This window comes from Mesorhizobium sp. B4-1-1 (assembly GCF_006439375.1).
GTDB lineage: Bacteria > Pseudomonadota > Alphaproteobacteria > Rhizobiales > Rhizobiaceae > Mesorhizobium.
Map to the genome: position 1 here is coordinate 39,625 of NZ_VFTH01000023.1, position 19,004 is coordinate 58,628.

Consider the following 19,004-nt stretch of genomic DNA (forward strand, 5'->3'; position numbering starts at 1 on the left):
CTCAGCCTCCTACCTGGCCAGCACGACGCCGGCATCGGGCCGGAAGGAGACCCAGGCACGGTCGTTCCAAGTGAGCGGATCCTCGGTGACGCGCGAGGCGTTCAACGCGCTTGCCCGCACGATCTGACCGTCGTCCAGCCTGATGTGGTAGACGGTCATGTCGCCGAGATAGGCGACGTCGTAGACCTCGCCTTCGAGCGCGTTGACGGCATCGGCCGGCTTTTTGGAGGAAACCCTGATCTTCTCCGGCCGGATTGCGAAGACGATGTCGGAGCCGGCAGCGGCGTTGCTGCCATTGTCGACGACGATCTCAGCGCCGGTCGCGCCGGTGATGCGCGTGGTGCTTGCCGTGCGTTCGGCAACCTTGCCTTCGAACATGTTCACATTGCCGACGAAATGCGCCACGAAGCGCGAGGCCGGCGCCTCGTAGATCTCGGCGGGCGTCGCGACCTGCATCACCTCGCCCTTGTCCATGATGGCGATGCGGTCGGCCATGGTCATAGCCTCTTCCTGGTCATGCGTGACGACGACGAAGGTGAGGCCGAGCTCCTGCTGCAGGTCCATCAGCTCGAACTGCGTTTCCTCGCGAAGCTTCTTGTCGAGCGCGCCGAGCGGCTCGTCGAGCAGCAGAACCTTCGGGCGCTTGGCGACCGAGCGGGCAAGCGCCACGCGCTGGCGCTGGCCGCCCGAGAGCTGGTGCGGCTTGCGCTTGGCGAACTGCTCGAGCTTGACGAGCTTCAGCATCTCGGCGACGCGCTTTTCGACATCGGCTCCGGGCATGCCTTCCTGCTGGAGGCCGAAGGCGATGTTCTTTTCCACCGTCATATGCGGGAACAGCGCGTAGGACTGGAACATCATGTTGACCGGCCGCTTGTAGGGCGGGATGCCGCGCAGGTCCTGGCCGTCGAGCAGGATGCGGCCAGCCGACGGTTCCTCGAAGCCGGCGAGCATCCTGAGCAGGGTCGACTTGCCGCAGCCGGAAGCGCCCAGAAGGGCGAAGAATTCGCGCTCGAAGATGGTCAGCGACAGATTGTTGACGGCGGTGAAGTCGCCGAACTTCTTGGTGACCTTATCGAACTGGATATACGGCTTGGCGTTCGGGTCGTTCCATGGCGCGAAATCCCTGCGGATGCTGCCAAGCGATTTCATGGTCCCCACTCCGTTACTTTCTTAAAAATTCCCCAAAGGAAAGCGACCCCGGCAGTTGGCTGCCGGGGTCGTGTCTCAATGCTTACTGGCCTGTGACGATCTTGGTCCAGCTGCGCGTGATGACGCGCTGTGTCTTGGGATCGTACGGCGCAACCGTGTACAGCTTCTTCGTCGTCTCTTCGTCCGGATAGACCGAAGGATCTTCCAGGATCGCCTTGTCGATGAATTGCTGCGAGGCCTTGTTGCCGTTGGCGTAGAGCACGTAGTTCGACGACTTGGCGATGACTTCGGGCGTCATCATGTAGTTGATGAACTCGAGCGCTTCGGCGACATGCGGCGCGTCAGCGGGGATCGCCATCTGGTCGAACCACATCTGGGCGCCCTCCTTCGGCACCGAATAGCCGATCTCGACGCCCTGTTTGGCTTCCTCGGCGCGGTTGCGCGCCTGGAAGACGTCGCCCGACCAGCCGATCGCCATGCAGATATCGCCATTGGCCAAAGCGTTGATGTATTCGGACGAGTGGAACTTGCGGATATAGGGCCGGACCTTCAGCAACGCTTCCTCGGCCTTGGAAATATCGTCCTGCGAGGTGCTGTTGGGATCGAGGCCGAGATATTTCAGCGCCGCGGGAATGATGTCGGCCGGAGAGTCCAGCACGTACACGCCGCAATCCTTCAGCTTGGCCAGCTTGTCCGGATTGAAGAAGACGTCCCAGCTGTCGATCTTGTCGGTGCCGAGCGCGGTCTGCACCTTCTTGACGTTATAGCCGAGGCCGACCGTGCCCCACATGTAGTTGACGGAATATTCGTTGCCCGGATCGTATTTGGCGGTGCGCTCGGAAATGACGTCCCACATGTTGGAAATGTTGGGCAGTTTCGACTTGTCGAGCTTCTGGAACACGCCCGCCTGGATCTGGCGCGCCAGGAAGTTGGCGCTCGGCACGACGACGTCATAACCGCTGCCGCCGGCAAGCAGTTTCGTCTCCAGGATCTCATTGGAATCGAAGGTGTCGTAGACGACCTTGATGCCGGTCTTCTTGGTGAAGTCTTCGATGATCGAGCTGTCGATATAGTCCGACCAGTTATAGACATTGACGACGCGGTCTTCTGCATGGCCGCTTAAGGTGAAAAGCGTCAGAAATGCCGACGTCGCCGAAAGCCAGAGCGCTTTGCGGATCATGGTGTTCTCCTTTGGTGAGTGTTCCCTCGCCGGCTCGTCGCGATATGGCGGGGCGGCGTTGGTTTAAGACTATTGAGCTTTCCTGAGAGCGACAAGCGTGAACTGTCCACGCCAGGCTCGATCACGGCATCAGGGTTCGAGACATTCCAGCCTTCCCGGCGAGGCACCCGGGCGGCGTCAACGGCATTCACCGCGGCGTATGCAGAGCTATGACGATGCTGTCCGGTCCCGAGCAGGCCGGCGGAGACACTTGGCAAGATACGCCTGTCTTGTTGTTGCCGTAATCGCAGCCTGCCCGCCCGGCAACTGGGTTGTCAATGGGGAAGGCTGCCTATCGTCAATTGGGCGACGGCAGGCCGGTGACGCCGGGACGCGCCGGCCGCGTCTGGCGCTTGAACTCCAGGCCGATATGGACGAGCAGCGCCGTGACCACGACCGCGCCGCCGATGATGGTGCGCACCGACGGCACTTCGGAATGGACGAGCCAGACCCAGATCGGCCCAAGGATCGGCTCGAAGGTGCCGAGCAGCGCCGCAATCGCCGCCGGCACCAGCCGCGCGCCCATGGCAAAAAAGGCGAGGCCGATGCCGAGATTGATGACGCCGAAGGCGAAGAGGAAGCCCATGTCGCGCCCGGAGACCGCGAACTCCGATGCCTGGGAAGCGGCGAAAGCGCCCGCGAGCAGCGCCGCGAGACAATTGGCCGGCACCATGCGCACATGGGCAAAGCGCCGGGTGATCACGGTTGCCACCGAGAACATGACCGCGATCAGCAGCGCCAGGCCGTCGCCGATCGGCGAGACGGCGCCGCCCAGGGATTCCGAGACCATGATGGCGACGCCGGCGATGACGGCGGCAATCGCGATCCAGGTCGCCGGGCTGACCCGTTCGCGAAACAGGAGCCAGGCAAGAAGCGCCGCCAGCAGCGGCACGCCGGCCTGCATCAAGAGGATGTTGGCGACGGTCGTGTAGGCAAGCGCCACCACGAAGCTGGTCGAGGCGGTGGCGAAGCAGAAGGCGACGCCGAGGCCGGGCAGGCCCATATGCCGGAAGAGTTTCAGGGTACCGCGCCAACCGTCGCGCCACAGCATGAAGGCGATGAGAAAGGCCACGGCCCACAGCGAACGCCAGAACACAACCGTCCAGCTGTCGCCGACATGGATGAAACGGGCGATGGTGCCGCCGAAGCTCCACATAAGCGCCGAAAGGAAGACCAGGAGCATGCCGATCCGCTCCTCGCGCGGCGAGACGGCTGGCAAAGCGACAGGCGACGGGGCGACAGGCGACGGGGCGGTATCGGTCATGGACATGACTTGTCAGCGAGTTGCGTTCGACACGATGCACCAAGGACAACAGGGATGCTGTGTCTCAAACGACGGGACTTTGTCTCAATCGCGTAGCGCAAAGTGGAAAGCCATGCGTGATCCAGCATTCGCTCAAATGTAGGACAACCTCTCCGCGGTTTACTTTGATACAGTCAGTCCCCAGAACCGATGCGCAGGCTCGGGCGACGTATCATCCCTGAAAATCGAAGGCGCTGAGGCCCGTCACCATCTCGTCGAGGCCGAGCGGGCGCGTCACCGGCGGCTCGGCGCGCGCAAGGCAGCCTACGCGCTCGCAAAGCCGGCAGGCGGGGCCTACCGGCGTGGCGAAGCCTTGCCCGGACTTGCTGGCGGCTCCGGCCGGCAGCGCCGCGCCATAGACGATCTCGTCGCGGAAGCCGATATCGCAGCCGAGCAAGAGCGCGGTGCGCCGCGGCCGTTCGGAGAAGGCGCCTTGCGGACCTTCCAGCGTGCGGGTGATGCACAGGAACTCGGCGCCATCGGGCATTTCCAGCGCCTCGACCAGGATCTGGCCCGGTTGCGAGAAGGCCGCATGGACCGGAAGCTTAGGGCAGCCGCCGCCGAAGCGGCTCTGCGGGTAGCCCTGGCTGCCGGCCTTGCGGAAGCGGTTCCCGGCATTGTCGACTTCCAGCATGAAGAACGGCACACCCGATGCGCCCTGCCGCTGCAGCATGGTCAGTCGATTGGCCGCCTGTTCGAAAGAGACGCCGAAGCGGGAACGCAAGACGTCGATGTCGTAGCGGGCGCGAACGGCCGCCGCATGGAAAGCCTGATAGGGCATCATCAGCGCATGCGCGGCATAGCGGCCGAGCTCGAAGCGGGCGAGCCGCCGGGCCTCGTCGGTGCCGAGCTTCAGCGCCTGGAGCTCGCCCGCGATGGCCACCGACATCCGCATCAGGCTCGCCTCCATGGCGACTTCGCGCAGTTGGTCGAAAGGCGACAGCCGCTCGGAGAGGAACAGGCGCTGCGAATGGCGGTCGTAACGGCGGCGCCAGTTGGGCATGGTGGCGACCGGCAGCACCTTGACGACGATGCCGTGCTCGCGCCTCAGCCAGGCCTTGAGCGCGCCGGACAGGTCGTCGCCGGGTTCGAGCACCGATGTGAAAGCATCCGCCTCCTCCTCCAGCGAAGCGAAGTGGTTCGGGCGGCGCTCGAACACTTCGTGGACTTCATCGGCAGGCAGGCGCGTGCCGGTCAGCGCGGTTGCCCTGCCCTCCCTGGCCAGAAGCTGGTTGAGGTCCGACAGGCGCTCAGCCTGTTCGCGGTAGGCGCGAAACAGTTTCACCATCGCCGCCGAGGCGTTCGGCGCGGTCTCGGCGAGATCGACCAGTTCCTGATCGCCAGGGAGTTCGCCGGCAAGAAGCGGATCGCTGAACGCCTCGCGCAGTGCCGCGATCGAGCCTTTCGTCTCTCCTTGCAATTCATGCGGATCGACCTTGTAGACGGAGGCCAGCTTGAGAATGAGCTGCACCGTCAGCGGGCGCTGGTTGCGCTCGATCAGGTTGAGGTAGGAGGGCGAGATGCCAAGCCCCTCGGCCATCGCCGTCTGGGTCAGGCCTCTGGCGTTGCGCAGCCGGCGCAGCCGCGGACCGGCGAAGATCTTCTGGTCGGCCATCCGTGCCATCCTTGACAAGAATTTACATGGATATCGAGTCCGGCGTCCACTACGCCATTTTTACAATCGTGACAAATTTACAGAGATAGCTTGTCAATGACAACACAGCTTTTCCTTTATTTTCAGGGCCGAAAGGTGGTTTTTCTGGGCGTTTTCGCGCTGCAATGTAAATGATGTCACACGCAGACCTCGCAAGGCTACATGCTTGCGATGTAGCGCTGAAGCAGTTTCCAAACGATCCGGAGTGACCAATGACCGATTTTTACAACCTCGTCCCCTCCGCGCCGGAAGGCCGGTTCGACGGCATCGAGCGTCCCTATTCGCCAGAGGATGCGAAGCGGTTGCGCGGCTCCGTGCAGGTTCGCCAGACGTTGGCCGAGATGGGCGCGAACCGGCTCTGGAAGCTCATCCACGAGGAGGACTTCGTCAACGCGCTGGGCGCCATGTCGGGCAACCAGGCCATGCAGCAGGTTCGGGCCGGGCTGAAGGCGATCTATCTCTCGGGCTGGCAGGTGGCCGCCGACGCCAACACCGCCTCGGCGATGTATCCGGACCAGTCGCTTTACCCGGCCAATGCGGCGCCGGAACTCGTCAAGCGCATCAATCGCACCTTGCAGCGCGCCGACCAGATCGAGACGTCCGAAGGCAGCGGGCTATCGGTCGAGACCTGGTTCGCGCCGATCGTGGCCGATGCCGAAGCCGGCTTCGGCGGGCCGCTCAACGCCTTCGAGATCATGAAGGCCTTCATCGAAGCCGGCGCCGCAGGCGTCCACTATGAGGACCAGTTGGCGTCGGAAAAGAAATGCGGCCATCTCGGCGGCAAGGTGCTGATCCCGACGGCGGCGCATATCCGCAACCTCAACGCGGCACGCCTTGCGGCCGACGTCATGGGCACGCCGACGCTGGTCGTGGCGCGCACGGACGCCGAGGCGGCGAAGCTTTTGACCTCCGATATCGACGAGCGCGACCGGCCCTTCGTCGACTACGACGCCGGCCGCACGGTCGAGGGCTTCTACAATGTGCGGAACGGCATCGAGCCTTGCATCGCGCGCGCCGTGGCCTATGCGCCGCATGCCGACCTGATCTGGTGCGAGACGTCGAAGCCTGATCTGGCGCAGGCCAGGAAATTCGCCGAGGGTGTGCACAAGCACCATCCGGGCAAGCTGCTCGCCTACAATTGTTCGCCGTCCTTCAACTGGAAGAAGAACCTCGACGACGCGACGATCGCGAAGTTCCAGAGGGAGCTCGGGGCGATGGGCTACAAGTTCCAGTTCATCACGCTGGCCGGCTTCCACCAGTTGAACTTCGGTATGTTCGAGCTGGCGCGCGGCTACAAGGACCGGCAGATGGCCGCTTATTCGGAACTGCAGGAGGCCGAGTTCGCGGCGGAGGCCAACGGCTATACCGCGACCAAGCACCAGCGCGAGGTCGGCACCGGCTATTTCGACGCCGTGTCGATGGCGATCACCGGCGGCCAGTCTTCGACCACCGCCATGCATGAATCGACCGAGCACGCCCAGTTCAGGCCGGCGGCCGAGTAACGGATAACAACCAGAGGAAACGCCCGCAGGGCATCTACATAGAGGAGAAGAGCAATGGCATCGATAAGCCGTGTCAAGGAAAGGGCAGAAGAACAATCGAGCGCGATGAGCGTCGACCAGCAGGCGACGATCCGCATGCTCGCCAACGATCTGCACCGACTCAACCAGTCCGTCATGAAGGCGGTCGAGGCCGGCGTCTCGGTGGAACTGGTGCGCTCGGCCAGGCACCATGGCGGCGACGGCAACTGGGGAGATCTTTTGATCCCGGTGATCGTTACCCAGCAGAGCCACACTTGACGTAACGTCAACAGTCTTGGCGATAGTCTCCCGCGCGCTATACGTTCGGGAGACTATCGTCTTTTTTCGGTTTGCCTTCACCGTCAAGGGTACGACTTTCTCTGAATCTCGGAATTTCTTGCTATATTTTCGACCTCGACCGTTTCAGCTTGACACCGGCCGCGATCTCACCCAATTGTGCCTCAGGTTTCAACCCTGCATTGAACCAGAGTGCCAGCCCGCCGATGTGTCCCGCCGACCATGACGACCACTCCGAAAAACACCCGAAACTGACAGCCCGAACTGGCGCGACCGCGGCGGATTTTTCCAAAGTGCTCGTCGTCGGAAAATCGTCGATCAACCGCGTCGTGGTGTCGAAAATCGTCGAGAAATCGGGACTGAAGCCGATCTCGGAACCGCCCGAGGCCGCCGAGAAGACGCTGAACGGCCAACTGCCCGGCGCCGTCATCCTGGACGGCGGCCCGGACAACAAGGATTGCGACCGGCTGATGTCGGCGATCGACGCGCTGCGGCGCGCCTCGGGCAAACCGTTGCCCGCGGTGATCCTGCTTTCAACCAGGAGTGGCACGCCGGAAAGCCTCGGCCTGTCGAGCGTGGTCGATGCGGTGGTTGCCAAGCCGATCACGCCCGAGAGGCTGCAACCGGTGGTCGATCGCCTGGTCGGGCGCGGCTAAGGCCCCCTAATCTGGTCAGCCTGCAGCGGCGATGCTTTCGATCAGCGCGGGCAACTCGCTCAGGTCGGCGATCTCGCGGAAACGCGGCGCCGCGACCGGCGCCTCGGCATGCTCGGCCGCCCAGGTCAATTCATGCGGGACATAAATACCCCAGCCGCCGGCTTCGATGGCCGGGACCACGTCCGACCTGAGCGAGTTGCCGACTATCATGCTCCTCTGCGGTCCGTCGCCATGGCGGCTGAAGATACGGGCATAGGTGGCGGCGCTCTTGTCGCTGACGATCTCGACGGCGTCGAAGAACTCGCCCAGTCCCGATTGTGCAAGCTTGCGCTCCTGGTCCATGAGGTCGCCCTTGGTGATCAGCACCAGGCGATAGTTGCCGGCGAGCTTCTCGACCGTCTCGCGCGCATGGGGCAGCGGCTCGATCGGGTGGCTGAGCATGTCGCGTCCGGCAGCCAGGATTTCCGCGATGGTCGAGGCCGGAACACGGCCTTCGGTAACCTCGATCGCCGTCTCGATCATCGACAGCGTGAAGCTCTTTATGCCGAAGCCGTAGAGGCCGAGGTTGCGTTTTGCCGCCTCAAGCAGGTTCGCCGAAATCCGGCTTGCATCGCCATGCTCGGCAAGCATGGCGAGGAAGCGTTGTTCGGTCATGCGGAAGAACTGTTCGTTCTGCCACAGCGTGTCGTCGGCATCGAAACCGATTGTGGTAAGAGCGGACATTGTCACGTCATCCTCCTCACGAACGCGTGGTGTAGACGCGTTTGCCGGGTACTGCTAGCTCTAGCTGGAGATCGGTAGAGCGCGGGGGTGCATGCTGAATTCATGGAAAGGCGAGTTGGAGCGTATCCTGGAAAGCTCCCAGGACAGCGATCCGATCGAGCTCGTCATGGCGCTTCGAGAACTCGGGCTCGGCATGGGTCACGAGACTGGCGATGCGTTGCTCGCAAGCCATCCGGAATTCTTTGCCCACAAGCCGGCGCTCACCGAGGCATTCCGAAAAATGGTCCACGCGCAAGACGTCGCCGAGATCGCCTTGCTCTTGCAGCAGGATGCCGATGGACCGGTTTCCTTTCAAACCGTGGCGCCGAAAAGCACCAATATCGGCCTCATGTCCTCGAACTACGCTTACAACCGGCTGAATGAAGTTTTCAACCGCCTCGATTTTCGCGGCTGCCAGCAGGTGGTGATGGTCGGCTGCGGCGGACGGCCTTTCACCATGTTTCGTTTCCACGACCAAACCACGATCCGGCAAATCATTGGGCTGGATATCGTCCCCGAAGCCGTGGAAACGGCCAATGTACTTGCGGCAAAGCTGGGCTACCCACGAATCCGCGCCGAACTTTGCAACGGCCTCGATTACGACTACGCCAATGCGCAAGTGGTCTACATCGCCAACATGGTATCGCCGAAGGCCGCCGTCGTGGCACGGGTTGCCGATACCGCGCCTGAAGACGTGACGATCATCGTCTGGGATCCCTGTTCGCTCGGCCGGCTCTGGGCCGACAGGGCCGAAGATGCCTTGGATCCGCGGCTCCAGGTCACCGGCCGCACCTCCGTTTCGCAAACCATGACCAGGGACATCATTCTCAAGCGACGAAGGTCAAAAGCAGCGGGCGAGAATCTTGATTAGCAAGGCAGTTTCAAGCCGGACTGTCGACCGCCTGGTAATAGACCTGACGCGGATGTGGTGTTTTGCGCGCCATCCTTTTGTTTGCTGGCACACCTACAAAGATAGCCGCGTTCTGCCGGATCCCGCCATGCCGGTCACCTATGTCGACAAGTTCTTGTGGCGAAAGCTGTTCGACCGCAATCCACTGTTCACCCTCGCCTGCGATAAGCTCGCCTCGAAGGCCTATGCATTGTCCGTTTGCCCCGAATTGAAGACGGCCAAGGTGCTGTGGTCGGGCAGCGATGCCGCTCTCATTCCTCCCGATGTCCTTCTCGGTAATGTCGTGGTCAAGGCCAATCACGGCTGCCGATGGAACATCATGGTCCGCAACGGAGAAGTCGATAAGGCCAGACTGCATAGGCGTACATCCCGCTGGGTACGCCGCCGCTTTGGCAAGCGCTTCGGAGAATGGGCATACAAGGATACCGTTCGCTGCATTCTGGTGGAGGAGATGCTGATGGATCGCGGCGAGCCCATTGGCACGGAATACAAGTTTCATGTCTCGGGCGAGGTCACGGAATATGTTTACGCAGCCAGCCGTAACAATCAGGGCGAGGAGCGCAAGGGGCATTACCAGAGAGACGGGCGCTATATCTCTCCATCGTCGGACAGCGGTGCCGCCTGGGTCGAGGCACCACTGCCGAAGACATTTTCACGCATGTGCGAAATTGCGGAGAAGCTCTCCGCGCCGTTCGATCGGATGCGATGTGATCTCTACGCGCTAAACGGCGAGATCTTTTTCTCCGAGTTCGCCGTCTACCCGCTCTCCGGAAAGGGAATAACAAACGTAGAACTGCGTGATCTGTCTCGTCACAGTTGGGATTTGCGGCAATCGTGGTTTCTCAGCGCGCCGCAAAAAGGCTGGCGAAGACTTTATGCGTCGGCGTTGCGGCGGAGGCTCGAAGAAACGCAGCCGGAAGCCGGTTCGGGTGACGTTCGACAATTGCGAAGCGCTGTCGCGTAAACCGCCTCCCCTTCCCTTCCCCCATGGCGCCCGGCTATACTTCGAAATCCGCAACACAATCTGGTGAATGATGCCGCCTGAAAAAAAGGAAGTCCGTCCGTCAAGCCGGGGGGGGCGCGCCCGCACGCCTGCATTCCTGAAAAACCAGCGCGGTGTGAAGAACTGGAAGGAAGCCAGCGCCTGGCTCGAATGGCGCGGCATCGAGGACATCGAGTGCATCACGCCCGATCAGGCGGGCGTCGCCCGCGGCAAGATGATGCCGTCGAAGAAATTCACTTCCAACACCTCGCTGGCGCTGCCTTCGGCCGTGTTCATGACGACGATCTCCGGCGGCTATCCCGAGGACGGCAACGGCTTCCATTACCCCGAGGACGACGGCGACCTGAAGCTGCTGCCCGATCTTTCGACGCTGACCGTCGTGCCCTGGGAAGAGGACCCGACGGCAGCGGTCATCTGCGATCTCGTTCACCAGGACGGCCGCTCGGTCGAATTCACGCCCCGCAACGTGCTGAAGCGCGTGCTGGCCGCCTATGACGAGCGCGGGTTGAGACCGGTGGTGGCGCCCGAGATCGAATTCTACCTGGTGCGCAAGAACCCCGATCCGGACTATCCGCTGACGCCGCCGGTCGGGCGTTCGGGACGGCCGATCGGCGGCGGCGCCGGCTATTCGATCGCCGGCGTCAACGAATTCGACGAACTGATCGACGACATCTACCATTTCTCGGAACGGCAAGGCCTGGAGATCGACACGCTGATCCATGAGGAAGGCGCCGGCCAGCTCGAGATCAATCTGCGCCACGGCAATCCGATCGAGCTCGCCGACCAGGTCTTCATGTTCAAGCGCACCATCCGCGAGGCGGCGCTGAAGCACGAGATCTACGCCACCTTCATGGCAAAGCCAATCCAGGGGCAGCCTGGCTCGGCCATGCATATCCACCAGTCGGTCGTCGACAAGAAGACCGGCAGGAACATCTTCTCGGCCGAGGACGGCTCGGAGACCGATGCGTTCTTCCACTTCATCGGCGGCATGCAGAAGCATGTGCCGAACGCGCTGGTGATGTTCGCGCCCTACGTCAATTCCTACCGCCGGCTGACGCAGCAGGCTTCGGCTCCGGTCAACAACAAATGGGGCTATGACAACCGCACCACCGCCTTCCGCGTGCCGCGCTCGGATCCGGCGGCGCGACGCGTTGAAAACCGCATCCCGTCCTCCGACGCCAACCCCTATCTGGCGCTGGCGGCCTCGCTTGCATGCGGGCTAGTCGGCATGAGCAACAAGATCAAGGCGGAACCGCCGGTGCTGACGACCGCCAATGCGGATGAAATCGACCTGCCGCGTGGTCTTCTGGAGGCCGTCGGCCTGTTCGAGGACGATAAGGAGCTCGGCGCCATCCTCGGCAAATCGTTCGCCGCCACCTACACCGCGATCAAGCGCGCCGAGTTCGAGACCTTCATGGAAGTGATCAGCCCGTGGGAGCGGGAGTATCTCTTGTTGAACGTATAGGGCACTGATCATGCCCTATCAGTCTCCCATTTCCCCGGGCCGCTCGTGGTACGAGGATACGGCCGGGCCTCGGCCCGAATACCCTTCGCTAGATGGTGATCGCCAATGTGACGTCGTCATTATTGGCGGCGGCTTCACTGGCCTCTCGGCTGCGGCTCATCTCGCCAAAGCCGGCGCGAATGTCGTCCTGATCGAAGCCTATCGTTTCGGCGACGGCGCGTCGGGGCGCAATGGCGGCCAGCTCGGCACCGGGCAGCGCGCCTGGGCCGAGGAACTGGAGGCCGAGTACGGCCTCTCCCGCGCCAGGGCGCTGTTCGACATGGCTGAAGAAGCCAAGGCGCATCTGTTCGACTTCGCCGCCGCCAATGCCATCGAGATCGACTATATGCCGGGCCAATTGTCGGTGGCGCACAAGCGGCGCTATGTCGACGACTACAAGCGCCATGCCGAGATCATGGCGAACCGCTTCGGCTATCCGCATGTCAGCTTCATGGACGCGGCGGAGACAGCGCAGCGGCTGGGCTCGGCGCGCTATTTCGGCGGCACACGCGACACCGGCACGGGCCACATCCACCCGCTGAAGCTGGTGATCGGCACAGCGAAAGTGGCCGCGGCGGCCGGCGCGCATCTCTTCGAGCAGACACCGTCCACCGGCATTTTTTCCAACGGCGGCAAGGTGACGGTCACGACGCCCAAGAGCAGGATTACCACCGACAGATGCATGATCGCTGTCAACGCCTATGGCGGCAATCTGGAGCCGGTGAGCGCGGCGCACATCATGCCAATCGGTTCCTTCATCGGCGCGACCGTGCCGCTCGGCGCGGCCTCCAAAGTGCTGCCGGGTGGCGAGTCGGTCGACGATTCCCGCTTCGTGGTGCGCTATTTCCGCAAGTCGAAAGACGGACGGCTCCTGTTCGGCGGCCGCGAGGTCTATGCCGTCAACGACCCGAAGGACATCCATATCCACATCCGCAGGCAGATCGCCGAGCTCTACCCGGACCTGAAGGATGTCGAGATCACGCATGGCTGGGGCGGCTATGTCGGCATCACGGTGCCGAGAAAGCCGTTCGTGCGCGAGGTGATGCCGAAGGTGATCTCGATAGGCGGCTATTCCGGCCACGGCGTCATGCTGTCGAACTTCTTCGGCAAGCTCTATGCCGAGACCGTTGCCGGCAATCGCGACCGGCTGAAACTGATCGAGGATTTGAAAATCCCCGCCTTCCCCGGCGGTCGCCGATTTCGCGCGCCGCTCTTGTTTCTTGCCCTCAACTGGTTCGCGCTGCGCGACAGGATTTGAAGCCGCAGGCCCAGCCGAAGCCGCCGATTCGAGCCGGCGACTTCCACGCGGCAGGTTGTGGAAGCCTTAACAGGCGCGCAGAATTTCGCAAATTGGCTCACTCATGCCATAATCAGCAGTAAAAGATGCAATTATGGGCGAAAATCCGGGGACTTCGCGGACCTTGTCCGCAGTGATTTAGGGACCGATGCCGATCCTTACGGCAATGATCGAAAGAACGTCGGCCCGCTTGTTGGAGGTGGTTTGAGTGAACGAGCCCTTCAGTTTCGGCGCGCCGGAACGGCAGCGCTTTACAATGCAGTTCGGCTATAACGTACGGCCATCCTTCTGGCAGAAGGTACAGTCGAACGCGCATCTGGTCATTGCAGCGGTCGGCACCGCCGCGCTGCTCGGCGTGGCCGCGGTGGCGCTGTGGCTGTGCGTTCCGGGCAGTGACCGGCAAGTGACTGCGGCAAATGCCGCGCAGATCGTTCCGACAATTCCGGTGAAGACCACGAAAGTCGCTCCGGCGGCAGCGGCGGTCACTGTGGCGACGGCGCCGCAGGCCGCGCGCAAGGGGGATGCGGTGACGCCCACGACGGCGGCCCGCGAAGCCAACATTCCGGCCTTGGCATCAAACAACCCTCGCTGGACGGCTTCCGATGCCAAGACGCCACCTGCCCCGGCCGAGAACCAGCCAGCTCCATTCAAGCAGGCCGCCGACACGGCCCCCGCGCAATCGACCGATACGGCCTTTGCCGAGGCCGATGCCGAGAACGACGCCGCGAACGCGCTGTCGCAGGTCGCCGGTTCCGCCAGCGAGACAGCAGCGGCCGCGAAGAAGCCGGGCGACACGATGGACGGCGCCCAAACCGCCGCTATTCCTGAAGCCAAGCCGCAGGTTCCAGATCCGCAGCCGGCAGCGACGGACAGCTCGGCACAGCCTGAGCCGAAAGCTCAAAGAGCCAACGCGGCCGCAAACGGGCGCGTCTTGAGAGCTGTGACCATGCGCTCAGGCCCGAAGAAAGGTGCCGCCGCAATCGCCACGGTGCCGGCCAAGGCATCGGTGCAGGTGATGAATTGCAAGCAATGGTGCGAGATCGTCTATAACGGCAAGCACGGCTGGATCTACAAAAGCTACATCAAGACCGGCGCATAAGGCTTGACCCACCAAGCAGCCATTCAAAGCGACGCCGTCTGCGCTGAAGCCGGCGATTGGCGAGGAAGGATCTGTGTTCCTTGAACGGCACTTCGTAGAGGCCGCAAGCCTGACAACTCTCTTTCTTGCCGCATGCCGGAATCCAGCATCTGACGTCATGCGTCCAGGCCAGCGCGATCCTTTCCAGATGGAGATTGGATGAGCTCTTCAGCAGGATCAGTTCTCCGGGAACGGCCGTCCGCTTGATTTGGTCCGAGACTTCCTTCGGGGTGCGAAGTTCGACGAAACGGCCGCTGTCGCGGTCGGCTTGGCTGGCGCGCGAGCGATGGGCATTGTCGCCGGTGAAGATGACCTCGTCGGCGATGTCGCGGGCGATACCATAAGCCGTGCCATACTTTCTCGACGAACCGGTGTAGTCGGAAATCTGTCCGACGACGATCCGTTTACGAACGGCCTTCGCTTTGGCCATCATCTCGAACGCAATGTTCAGCGAATGCCAGGGCGCTTTGACAGCATCGACGATGAACTGTGGACCCCGATCGGTCACCAGCACCGTACAACGGTTGGCCAGAGGTTCGAAGGATGCGGTCCTTGCGGCGATTTTCTCCGGTGGAACACCAAGTTCCAGCGCCGTGACGACGGCGGCGGCTGTCGGCAGCCAGAAGTGCTCGCCGGGGAATGGTGTCTGCATGTGTATGTCGCCACCGTGCCGTCGAAGCGAAAATCTGAGCAGGTCCGGATAGGCGGCATGGATGTCTGTTACACGATAGTCCGCGGCCTCGGACTGACCGAAAGTCGCGACGCGGCACCTTGCGCCCGAAGCCATGTCAAGCACATGCGGGTCGTCGGCGTTCAAGATCGCGAGTCCGCCGGGCTCCAACGCATCGACCAGCGCCCGTTTTTCCCGCGCAACAGCTTCCAGCGTCCTGAACTTGCCGACATGCTCCAGGCGGATCATCGTCACGAGCGCGACGTCCGGCTTCAGCATTTGCGCCATGCCTCGGATCGAACCGGGCTCATACGCGCCGGCTTCGAAGACGACGTAGTCGACTTCGCCCGCGCGTTTCATGCGCTTGTAGAGCGTGCGGACCAGTGCGTTGAGCGTGTTGGCCAGAACTTGCGTATGGACCGTGCCGTGACCGGCCAGGATATGCCCAAGCAAGCTGGTTGCCGTCGATTTGCCGGAACTGCCGGTTATCCCGATGAAGACAGCCTTGCTTTGGGCACGCGCACGGTTTGCCCGATAGCGACGCAATCGCCAGCCCAGATCATTGCGAATTTCACGCAGCCTGACCTTAACCACGCGCCAATTCCCCTACGCCGATCCGTTATCGTTTTGACGGACCATGAAGTCAAATGGGACTCGGCTTGACCGCGCATAAAGCTGCCATGCGCCACCTGAAGCGGCTCAGATGCAGCGGCCGCCGTCGACCTCCAGCGCCACGCCGGTGATGAAGGCGGCTTCATCCGAGGCCAGCCACAGCGCCGCGTTGGCGATATCGAGCGGCGTCGAAAGCCGGCCGAGAGGGATCGAGGCGCGGAATTTTTCCCGGATCTCCGGCGTGTCGGCGCCCATGAACTTCTCCAGCATGCCGGTCTCGCCGGCGACCGGGCAGAGGCAGTTGACGCGGATGTTCTTCGGCGCCAGTTCGACCGCCATCGACTTGGTGGCGGTGATCGCCCAGCCCTTGGAGGCGTTATACCAGGTCAGGCCTGGCCTCGGCCGAAGCCCGGCCGTCGAGGCCGTGGTCAGGATGACGCCGCCTCCCTGCCGGTCCATGATCGGCACGACGGCAAGCGCCGCGTGGTAGATCGCCTTCATGTTGACCGCGGTGATCAGGTCGAAGGTTTCCTCATCGATGCCGAGCATGTCGCCGTTGCGATGGGTGAAGCCCGCATTGTTGACCATGATGTCGATGCGACCGAAGGCGCTCTTGGCGGCATAGATCATCTCGTCGAATTCGGAGCGCAGGGAAACGTCGGTCTGGGTCCATATGGCGCTCTCGCCGATCTCTTCGGCCACCCGCTGGGCGCCCCTGGCGTTGAGGTCGGCGACGACCACGCGCGCGCCCTCTTCGGCAAAGCGCCTGGCCATGCCTTCGCCGAAGCCCGACGCGGCACCGGTGATGACGGCGACCTTGTTTTCCAGACGCATGGTTTTCCCGCTCATTGGATTCCGCAGCTCGACGTGACTTGTCCACCTGCCGCCCGGCCCACCGCGAGCCAGGCTACATCTCCCTTAGCTTTCGTCACATTCGCGTTCTATGCTGCAGCCGCGAACGCTTCCGGAAGCCATGGCTTGCCCAACGGGCCTGCCGGCGGCGCGAGTGTCGGGAAACATGTGGACCGATGCAAGTGCAAGCGATTGGTCCTCGCATGTGACACCATGGCACTGGAAAATTTAAATCGATTAGAATATACCAACCACGCTGCCGGCGCTCGGCATCAAATCGGACTGACCATGACCAGCCAGATCATCCCTGTCGATCCCTTCGACTTCATCATCTTCGGCGGCACCGGCGACCTGTCGGAACGCAAGCTCCTGCCATCGCTCTACTATCGCCAGTGCGGCCATCAGTTCTCCGAGCCGACGCGCATCATCGGCACCTCGCGCGCCAAAATGACCGATGCCGAATTCCAAGCCTTCGCCAAGAAGGCGATATCGCAGCATGTGAAGCCGGCCGATATCGACGCCAAGGAGTTGGAGAGCTTCCTGGCCAGGCTTTCCTATGTCTCGGCGGACGCGACTACCGGCACGGGCTTCGATAAACTCAAGAAGGCAATCGGCGACAGCGACCGCATCCGCGCCTTCTACCTCGCGGTGGCGCCGGCGCTGTTCGGCGACATTTCGCACCAGCTCAAGGAGCACAAGCTGATCACGCCGAGCTCGCGCATCGTGCTGGAGAAGCCGATCGGCCGCGACCTCACCTCGGCGCGGGCGCTCAATGACGCGGTGGGTGACGATTTCCACGAAAGCCAGATCTTCCGCATCGATCACTATCTCGGCAAGGAAACGGTGCAGAACCTGATGGCGCTGCGCTTTGCCAACGCGCTTTACGAGCCGTTATGGAACTCGGCCCAGATCGACCATGTCCAGATCACGGTCGCCGAAACAGTGGGGCTCGAAGATCGCGTCACCTACTACGACAAGGCAGGTGCGCTGCGCGACATGGTGCAGAACCATATGCTTCAGTTGCTCTGCCTGGTCGCCATGGAGACGCCGTCGTCGATGGATGCCGACGCCGTCCGCGACGAGAAGCTGAAGGTGCTCAGGGCACTGAAGCGCATCAACGGCAACGAAGCGCCCAAGCACACGGTGCGCGGCCAGTATCGCGCCGGCGCCTCGGCGGGCGGTCCGGTCAAGGGCTATGTCGAGGAACTCGGCAAGGACAGCAACACCGAGACCTTCGTAGCCATCAAGGCCGAGATCGGCAACTGGCGCTGGGCCGGAGTTCCGTTCTACCTGAGGACTGGCAAGCGGCTCGCCACCCGCGTCTCGGAAATCGTCATTGAGTTCAAGCCGATACCCTATTCGATCTTCGGCGAGAGCGCTGGGCCGATCTTCGCCAACCAGTTGGTGATCCGGCTGCAGCCGGACGAAGGCGTCAAGCAGTACATCATGATCAAGGACCCGGGACCGGGCGGCATGCGGCTGCGCCAAATCTCGCTCGACATGAGCTTCGCGCAGTCCTTCCAGGGACGCGCGCCGGACGCGTATGAGCGACTGATCATGGATGTGGTGCGCGGCAACCAGACACTGTTCATGCGCCGCGACGAGGTCGAAGCGGCCTGGAAGTGGATCGACCCGATCCAGAACGCCTGGGAAAGCGCCAGGCAGGAAGCTCAGGGCTACACGGCCGGAACCTGGGGGCCGTCGGCCTCGATTGCCTTGATCGAACGTGACGGACGGACATGGCACGAGAGCAATTGAGCGAAGTCCGTTACGGCTGGAACGGCTTTGCCGATCGCCAGGACCTGGCGACGGCGCTTGCCGGGCAGGTTGCCGACCGGCTGAGCGACGCCATCTCGGAACGCGGCACCTCGCTGCTCGCGGTGTCCGGCGGCACCACGCCGGCGAAGCTCTTCGCCGCGCTGTCGACCGCGCCGATCGCCTGGGACAAGGTCACCGTGACGCTGGTCGACGAGCGCTTCGTGCCGCCATCCTCGCCGCGCTCGAATGCCGGGCTGGTGGCGGCGAACCTGCTCCAGAACAAGGCAGCCGCGGCACGCTTCGTGCCGCTCTACCATGAGGCGGCAAGCATCGAGGACGCAGCCGCGGCGGACAGCGAAGCACTGCAGGCGCTGCCCTGGCCGCTGGACGTGGTGATCCTCGGCATGGGCGGCGACGGTCATACGGCCTCGTTCTTTCCCGATGCCGGCAACCTCGAGGAATTGCTCGACCCTGCCTCGCGACGGATCGTGCTGCCGGTGCATGCGGCAAGCGGCGGCGAGCCGCGGCTGACGCTATCGATGGCGCGCATCGTCGCCGCCGGCTTCGTCGCGCTCCATATCGAAGGCGAGGACAAGCGCGCCGCGTTCAACGGCGCGATGGGTCCTGGCGCGAAGAAGCCCATCCGCAGAGTGCTCGAGGCGGCGCCGAGACCAATAGAGGTGTTCTGGGCACCCTGATT

The 19,004-nt window shown here is 62.7% G+C and carries 17 protein-coding genes; 10 read left to right on the forward strand and 7 right to left on the reverse strand.

Annotated elements, in window-relative coordinates; all coding sequences use genetic code 11:
* Nucleotides 1-9: 9 nt before the first annotated feature.
* The 4 genes from FJW10_RS25285 to FJW10_RS25300 all read right to left on the reverse strand — a co-directional run bounded on the left by FJW10_RS25285 (nt 10) and on the right by FJW10_RS25300 (nt 5,286).
* The gene (locus tag FJW10_RS25285; protein WP_140902089.1) at nt 10-1,149 is read right to left on the reverse strand and encodes an ABC transporter ATP-binding protein; all 1,140 of its coding nucleotides are present in this window, start codon (nt 1,147-1,149) and stop codon (nt 10-12) included.
* An 82-nt stretch (nt 1,150-1,231) separates the two neighbouring features.
* Nucleotides 1,232-2,329 (reverse strand): polyamine ABC transporter substrate-binding protein, encoded by a 1,098-nt coding sequence (locus tag FJW10_RS25290; protein WP_140833604.1) that lies wholly within the window; start codon nt 2,327-2,329, stop codon nt 1,232-1,234.
* A 337-nt stretch (nt 2,330-2,666) separates the two neighbouring features.
* Nucleotides 2,667-3,632 carry a DMT family transporter gene (locus FJW10_RS25295; RefSeq protein ID WP_140902091.1) on the reverse strand — a complete coding sequence of 322 codons (966 nt, stop codon included), beginning with the start codon at nt 3,630-3,632 and terminating at the stop codon, nt 2,667-2,669.
* A gap of 211 nt (nt 3,633-3,843) precedes the next feature.
* The gene (locus FJW10_RS25300) at nt 3,844-5,286 is read right to left on the reverse strand and encodes an XRE family transcriptional regulator (RefSeq protein WP_140902092.1); all 1,443 of its coding nucleotides are present in this window, start codon (nt 5,284-5,286) and stop codon (nt 3,844-3,846) included.
* A gap of 251 nt (nt 5,287-5,537) precedes the next feature.
* Between FJW10_RS25300 and aceA the strand changes: the two genes are divergently transcribed.
* From aceA to FJW10_RS25315, 3 genes are all read left to right on the forward strand, one after another.
* Nucleotides 5,538-6,827: an isocitrate lyase gene (gene aceA, locus FJW10_RS25305; RefSeq protein WP_140902093.1), complete on the forward strand. Its 1,290-nt coding sequence runs from the start codon at nt 5,538-5,540 to the stop codon at nt 6,825-6,827.
* A gap of 54 nt (nt 6,828-6,881) precedes the next feature.
* Nucleotides 6,882-7,124 carry a hypothetical protein gene (locus FJW10_RS25310; protein WP_027168360.1) on the forward strand — a complete coding sequence of 81 codons (243 nt, stop codon included), beginning with the start codon at nt 6,882-6,884 and terminating at the stop codon, nt 7,122-7,124.
* Between the two features lie 224 nt (nt 7,125-7,348).
* A complete protein-coding gene (locus FJW10_RS25315; RefSeq protein WP_140902126.1) occupies nt 7,349-7,798 on the forward strand; it encodes a response regulator in 450 nt (149 codons plus the stop codon).
* A 15-nt stretch (nt 7,799-7,813) separates the two neighbouring features.
* On the opposite strand, the gene FJW10_RS25320 is transcribed toward FJW10_RS25315, so the two are convergent.
* Entirely contained in the window at nt 7,814-8,521 is a 708-nt protein-coding gene (locus tag FJW10_RS25320) for an HAD family hydrolase (protein WP_140902095.1), read from the reverse strand.
* A 115-nt stretch (nt 8,522-8,636) separates the two neighbouring features.
* Here FJW10_RS25320 and FJW10_RS25325 point away from each other — a divergent pair, with 115 nt between their 5' ends.
* The 5 genes from FJW10_RS25325 (at nt 8,637) to FJW10_RS25345 (ending at nt 14,373) form a co-directional block, all read left to right on the forward strand.
* On the forward strand, nt 8,637-9,431 hold the full coding sequence (locus FJW10_RS25325) for a class I SAM-dependent methyltransferase (protein WP_140902096.1): 795 nt from the start codon (nt 8,637-8,639) through the stop codon (nt 9,429-9,431).
* The gene (locus tag FJW10_RS25330; protein WP_140902098.1) at nt 9,424-10,434 is read left to right on the forward strand and encodes an ATP-grasp fold amidoligase family protein; all 1,011 of its coding nucleotides are present in this window, start codon (nt 9,424-9,426) and stop codon (nt 10,432-10,434) included. The genes FJW10_RS25325 and FJW10_RS25330 overlap by 8 nt, the downstream gene beginning before the upstream one ends.
* A gap of 70 nt (nt 10,435-10,504) precedes the next feature.
* Nucleotides 10,505-11,938 (forward strand): glutamine synthetase family protein, encoded by a 1,434-nt coding sequence (locus FJW10_RS25335; RefSeq protein WP_140647700.1) that lies wholly within the window; start codon nt 10,505-10,507, stop codon nt 11,936-11,938.
* A gap of 10 nt (nt 11,939-11,948) precedes the next feature.
* On the forward strand, nt 11,949-13,235 hold the full coding sequence (locus FJW10_RS25340; RefSeq protein WP_140902099.1) for an FAD-binding oxidoreductase: 1,287 nt from the start codon (nt 11,949-11,951) through the stop codon (nt 13,233-13,235).
* Nucleotides 13,236-13,482: 247 nt separating this feature from the next.
* Nucleotides 13,483-14,373, forward strand: a complete 891-nt coding sequence (locus tag FJW10_RS25345) for an SH3 domain-containing protein (RefSeq protein ID WP_140902100.1) — start codon at nt 13,483-13,485, stop codon at nt 14,371-14,373.
* Here FJW10_RS25345 and FJW10_RS25350 read toward each other — a convergent pair.
* Entirely contained in the window at nt 14,357-15,676 is a 1,320-nt protein-coding gene (locus tag FJW10_RS25350; protein ID WP_140902102.1) for a Mur ligase family protein, read from the reverse strand. The genes FJW10_RS25345 and FJW10_RS25350 overlap by 17 nt on opposite strands.
* A gap of 105 nt (nt 15,677-15,781) precedes the next feature.
* The gene (locus FJW10_RS25355) at nt 15,782-16,528 is read right to left on the reverse strand and encodes an SDR family oxidoreductase (protein WP_140902104.1); all 747 of its coding nucleotides are present in this window, start codon (nt 16,526-16,528) and stop codon (nt 15,782-15,784) included.
* 306 nt (nt 16,529-16,834) lie between these two features.
* Between FJW10_RS25355 and zwf the strand changes: the two genes are divergently transcribed.
* Nucleotides 16,835-18,304, forward strand: a complete 1,470-nt coding sequence (gene zwf / locus FJW10_RS25360) for a glucose-6-phosphate dehydrogenase (RefSeq protein WP_140782724.1) — start codon at nt 16,835-16,837, stop codon at nt 18,302-18,304.
* On the forward strand, nt 18,286-19,002 hold the full coding sequence (pgl, locus tag FJW10_RS25365) for a 6-phosphogluconolactonase (RefSeq protein WP_140902106.1): 717 nt from the start codon (nt 18,286-18,288) through the stop codon (nt 19,000-19,002). Before zwf ends, pgl begins: the two co-directional genes overlap by 19 nt.
* Nucleotides 19,003-19,004: the final 2 nt, after the last annotated feature.